5 protein-coding genes and 1 CRISPR repeat array are annotated in these 4,885 nt (G+C 52.0%); of the genes, 2 read left to right on the top strand and 3 right to left on the bottom strand.

All coding sequences use genetic code 11. From position 1 onward, the window contains the following. Window positions 1-326: 326 nt before the first annotated feature. From melA to GX030_10325, 3 genes are all read right to left on the bottom strand, one after another. Window positions 327-1,649 carry an alpha-galactosidase gene (gene melA / locus GX030_10315; protein ID NLV92768.1) on the bottom strand — a complete coding sequence of 441 codons (1,323 nt, stop codon included), beginning with the start codon at window positions 1,647-1,649 and terminating at the stop codon, window positions 327-329. Between the two features lie 150 nt (window positions 1,650-1,799). Further along, entirely contained in the window at window positions 1,800-2,705 is a 906-nt protein-coding gene (locus GX030_10320) for a sugar phosphate isomerase/epimerase (GenBank protein NLV92769.1), read from the bottom strand. 20 nt (window positions 2,706-2,725) lie between these two features. Next, the gene (locus tag GX030_10325; protein NLV92770.1) at window positions 2,726-3,253 is read right to left on the bottom strand and encodes a dCTP deaminase; all 528 of its coding nucleotides are present in this window, start codon (window positions 3,251-3,253) and stop codon (window positions 2,726-2,728) included. Window positions 3,254-3,414: 161 nt separating this feature from the next. Here GX030_10325 and GX030_10330 point away from each other — a divergent pair, with 161 nt between their 5' ends. Further along, window positions 3,415-4,110 (top strand): AzlC family ABC transporter permease, encoded by a 696-nt coding sequence (locus GX030_10330; GenBank protein ID NLV92771.1) that lies wholly within the window; start codon window positions 3,415-3,417, stop codon window positions 4,108-4,110. Then, the gene (locus GX030_10335; GenBank protein NLV92772.1) at window positions 4,100-4,426 is read left to right on the top strand and encodes an AzlD domain-containing protein; all 327 of its coding nucleotides are present in this window, start codon (window positions 4,100-4,102) and stop codon (window positions 4,424-4,426) included. Before GX030_10330 ends, GX030_10335 begins: the two co-directional genes overlap by 11 nt. Before the next feature lie 122 nt (window positions 4,427-4,548). After that, window positions 4,549-4,849: direct repeats of the CRISPR family, unit length 33 nt; unit sequence ATTTCAATCCACGCACCCCACGAGGGGTGCGAC. Window positions 4,850-4,885 lie beyond the last annotated feature (36 nt).

Here is a 4,885-nt window from a genome sequence, read left to right on the forward strand (position 1 = left end):
AGAAGGGAGGGCACGACAAGTCAAGGTGGATCAGTCTTAAACGGCCGAGTGGATCACTTTTAGACCAGCGCCAGTGGATCAGTTTTAGACGGCCAGTGGATCACTTTTATGTTGACGATCGCACAAAATAAAGCAATGGGTTAGAAAACCACCGAGGATCTCTGCTTGCAGCAGGTCTTCGGTGGTTTTTTACTGCCCACTCTAAGGAATCCCTACACGACCTCACCAAATCCAACTTCGACAGCTGAGGAAAACACAAAAGGGGACTGCTAGGCCCCCGGTATCCCGGTGACTAAGCAGTCCCCTTCTCCCTTCGATGGCCTCGACTAGAATTTGAACTGAGGCAGCCATTCCCTATTGGCCTCAAACATTTCGTCGACCATGTCCTGAATTTCCTGTAAGCTCAAGACAGCAGAAGTTAGCGGGTCCATGCAAATGGCATGGAAGATCTTGCGCTTATCCCCGGTCAGGGAGCCTTCCACCGCCAATTCTTCACACATTGCGTTAACGTTGTTCAAAATAGCCAAGTGCTCTGGTAAGGGTCCTACACGAATCGGATCCAAACCACGCTTGGAAGCCAGGACCGGTACCTCTACACAGCATCCCTCGGGGAGGTTGTCGATGAGTCCAAAGTTGCGGGTATTGCCATTGAACTCAAACATCGTTCCATCACCGAGCACCGCGTTGAAGATGCTGGCAGCATACTCGTTACCCCTCTGCAGGCTCACCTCGTCCTGGGCCAGCCATTTTTTGATCTCTTCCTCCCAGGTATCCTCCCGTTTTAGGTACTCCTTGAGGATATACGCGTACTCACCGGGATTCCAACCGGTACCGTGGGTGCAGTACTTTTCGATCAGGTCTTCCCGCTTTCTGAACCAGGCATTGTATTCGGAGTTGTGTCCACTGGATTCCGTCACGTAGTAATCCAGGTGGAGGAACATCTCATTGCGAACTTGCTCCTCGTTGTAGATCTCTTCGTTTTCCTCGATGGCCTTGCGAATCAAGGGATAGGCATCTTGGCCATTCCACTTGAAGTCCAAATACCAGGCCTGGTGATTGATCCCAGCGCAGAAGTAGGTAATCTCATCCATCGGTGCCCCAATCCACCGGGCCAGCATCTCGGCAGTTCCCTGAACACTGTGACACAAACCGGACAGCTTAATGTTGGTCTCCGTTTGCATCGCCCGAATCAGCATCGCCATTGGGTTAGTGTAGTTCAGGACCAAGGCATCGGGACAATACTTCTCTACGTCTCGGGCGATATCCAGCATTACGGGAGCTGTTCGGAGGAACCGGAAGATTCCCGAAGGACCCCGGGTATCGCCGACGTTGATATCCACCCCGTACTTCTTGGGAATTTCAATATCGGTACGCCACACATCCACGCCGCCCTGGAGGATAGTAATGACAACGCCATCGGCACCCTCCAAGGCTTCGGCCCGATCCATCGTGGCGGTCACCCTGGTGGGATAGTTACCCGCAGCCACGATCTTCTTGACCGCCTGTTCTATGTACTCTAACCTCTTGGCATTGATGTCCATCAAAGCGATTTCACAGTCCTGCAATGCCGGGAAGGAGAGAATATCTCTCACCAGTTTACGGGTAAAGCCGAAACTGCCCGCTCCGATAAAGGCAAACTTCACCTTCAATTCCTCCCATCAACTAGAGTGAGTATGGATCAGCGGCTTCTCGCACCGCGTCACCAACAGAGCGAGGACCTACCTTTCATCTGTATATGCCTCGGAAAGAACATGCCTATGTCCAACATTTACAACTAACACGGCATTACCACTCTAGACTCATCGAATCTTATCTGCCAGCGCACGTCCAACGGTGTACATCATCCGGCAGGCCTCTTGGAGGACTTCTTCTCCGTACACATCACTGTCCCATTGTTCGTAAAAGGAGTCGGCTTCGAAGTTGAAGGTGCCGGAATACCCAGTGTCCCGGAGGGCGGATACGAACTCTGACCAGTTGATCTTGCCGCGCCCAGGAATTTGATGCATATCTACCAATCCATCGTTGTCCTGTACGTGGAGGATGGCAGTCCTGTGGCCAAGCTCCCGCTGCATGTGGGAGGGCCCAGAGCCGGAAATCACCGCATGGCCGGTGTCGAGACAGGCTGCAAAGAGATTACCGCCGTGGATATCGTTGAGAGAATCGATAAAGTCGATCATCCATTCCACCTTGGAAACGGTGGTCGGCACCCGTTTGTCTGTTTCTGGATCCCGGGCAAACATGTTTTCAATGCACATCACTACGCCTGTATCCCGGAGCGCAGGCACCATTGCCCCGTAAAACTCAAAGTTCACTCTACGACATTCATCGTAGTTTTGCCCATGTACATAGGAGGGGTGGATTACCGGATGAATGACAATATAAGGACAATCTAGATGGGCAGCGGCATAGATCGATTTGATCGCACAGTCCAGAAGCATCGGGTCCTTTTCTTCGTCAAAGACCTTAAGGGGAAAGGGAGCATGACATTGATAGACCTCGATCCCACAGTCATGAGCAGTGCGGCGAACGTTGTCAAAATACTCCTTGAACTCACTGGCTGAATACTTGGTAAATACTTCTCCGTCGGGAGTAAGATGAAACATCCCGTAGTCAATCGCACCGAAGCCTGCTTCGGCGTACATTCTCATTCCCTTTTCCATACCGACCCTTCTGAATAAATAGTCCGTTGATGTGCTGATTTTCATTTCGGAGTCCTCCATGTATGTTACTTTTTCTTTTCAAACTCCTTATACAACATACTGGGCTGGATTCCTGTATTATCCTGGTACTTTCCTCGATAAAAGGGAATGTGATCGCCGCTAATCGTATGGAAATAGATCTGGCAGATGTCCACATTGGGATAGATAATAATCGGTTGAACGCAAAACATCTCCAGGGTCCAATAGCCAGCAAAGCCCACATCACCAAAACCGGCGGTGACATGAATAACTAGCCCCAACCGCCCTATCGACGACCGCCCTTCGAGCATGGGCACGAACTTCTCTGTCTTGGTATACTCGTTGGTTCTCCCCAAGTAGAGGCGATTGGGTTCTAGTTCAAGACCCTCCTCGGGAATAATGATTTCCCCTACGGCATTTCGTTTTTTCATGTCCAGCACCGGTTCGTCATAGACGAGAAGTTTATTGTGCAATGACAGGTTATAGCTGTTGGGGTTCAGCCTCTTCTCATCAAAGGGCTCGATAATAATGTTAGTTCCAATGTGCTTCCTAATCTCCATTCCTGACAGGATCATAGCTCCACCTCCACCCTTTAGCAATTCCCTAGGGGGAGGTGAATCAAACACCGATAGCGAGCCAATTCCCTCGTCAAACTTAGGTTAACGAGTCTTGAGTCAAGAAGGGCACGACCTCCAACCCGTCGAATAAATCGGGAATAGCTAGGAGGAATCAAAGGATGAAGAGACGTGAAGCTGTCCTGTCGGGAGCAAAAACCGCAGTTCCCATTGTTCTGGGCTACCTGCCCGTGGGAGTAGCCTATGGGCTTCTTGCCGTCCAATCGAGATTGACCCCGTTGGAAGCGCTGTCGATGTCGATGTTTGTTTTCGCCGGCTCCTCACAACTCATCAGCGTTGACATGTTAGCGGCTGGGGCCGGCTGGATCCAGATTGTTCTGATGACCCTTATGGTAAATCTACGTCACATTCTGATGAGCGCGGCCTTAAGCCTTCAGTTCAGAAAGACCCCTAGCAAATGGCTGCCCTTTCTTGGGTTTTTGATTACCGATGAGGCCTTTGCCGTCGGCAGCGCCACAATTGCCCAAGAAAAACACAAGGGGGCCTTCTTTGCCGGTCTGGGAGTTACCGGATATCTAGGCTGGCTCCTTGCCTCCTGCTTGGGAATTCTTCTGGGCTCCGTACTTCCACCGGGCGGCATTCCCGGCCTGGATTTCGTGCTACCCTCGATGTTCATCGTGCTCCTGGTGATGCAGATCAAGGCTAAGCTGGAAGTTGTCGTTGCAGTGATCGCAGGAGCACTGTCTCTGCTTTTTGTCAGTCTCTTGCCGAACAACTGGAATGTCATTGTTGCCACGATCATAGCAGCCACCGTCGGTGCAGTGATGGAAAGGTGGAGGAACCCCGATGCGCAGTGAATACATCCTACTGTTAGTTGGCATGACCTTAGTCACATACTTACCCCGCGTCATTCCCTTGGTTATTCTCAGCAGAATCGACCTGCCAACCCCTATAGTGCGCTGGCTCAAGTATATCCCAACGGCTATCCTGTCGGCTCTATTGGCCCCAGGGATCCTGATGACCGGTGGAGCGCTGGACTTATCCACGGCAAACCCTAGGCTGCTGGCGGCTATCCCAACGTTCCTCGTGGCGGCAGCCAGAAAGGACATCTTCCTTACCGTGATTACCGGTGTGATCTCATTTGTGCTCCTGGGCTTAATCGGCGGCCTGTGATCGGGCCCGCCATTAGCCCATGAGCTACTCACCAACTAGCGTGGCATTCACCCAGGCACCCATTGAGGAGTGCATCGGCACATGAGCAATACGGCGAGCCACTGCTCAAGTGGTCTCAAGTGGTTTCAATCCACGCACCCCACGAGGGGTGCGACTCAAAGAAGCCTGGGCCAGAGCCGTCGAGGTGTGATTTCAATCCACGCACCCCACGAGGGGTGCGACGTCAAGGGTAAATTCTATCAGTTGTTCCGATACGATTTCAATCCACGCACCCCACGAGGGGTGCGACGTTTTTCCATATGTCACCTCGGCTCCGCCTCGGTATTTCAATCCACGCACCCCACGAGGGGTGCGACTGGAAGAGAGGCCAGACTTGGCGCTGGTCAGTGAATTTCAATCCACGCACCCCACGAGGGGTGCGACGCCCTATTTAGCCCCCTAATAGATTTGGAGAAAATC

Source organism: Bacillota bacterium (assembly GCA_012727955.1).
In the GTDB taxonomy this organism is placed as follows: Bacteria; Bacillota; Limnochordia; order DTU087; family JAAYGB01; genus JAAYGB01.

Excerpts from the sequence above, each read along its gene's own strand:
- GX030_10320 (NLV92769.1), bottom strand. The coding sequence starts at position 2,705 with ATGAAAATCAGCACATCAACGGACTATTTATTCAGAAGGGTCGGTATG.
- GX030_10325 (NLV92770.1), bottom strand. The coding sequence starts at position 3,253 with ATGATCCTGTCAGGAATGGAGATTAGGAAGCACATTGGAACTAACATT.
- GX030_10330 (NLV92771.1), top strand. The coding sequence starts at position 3,415 with ATGAAGAGACGTGAAGCTGTCCTGTCGGGAGCAAAAACCGCAGTTCCC.
- GX030_10335 (NLV92772.1), top strand. The coding sequence starts at position 4,100 with ATGCGCAGTGAATACATCCTACTGTTAGTTGGCATGACCTTAGTCACA.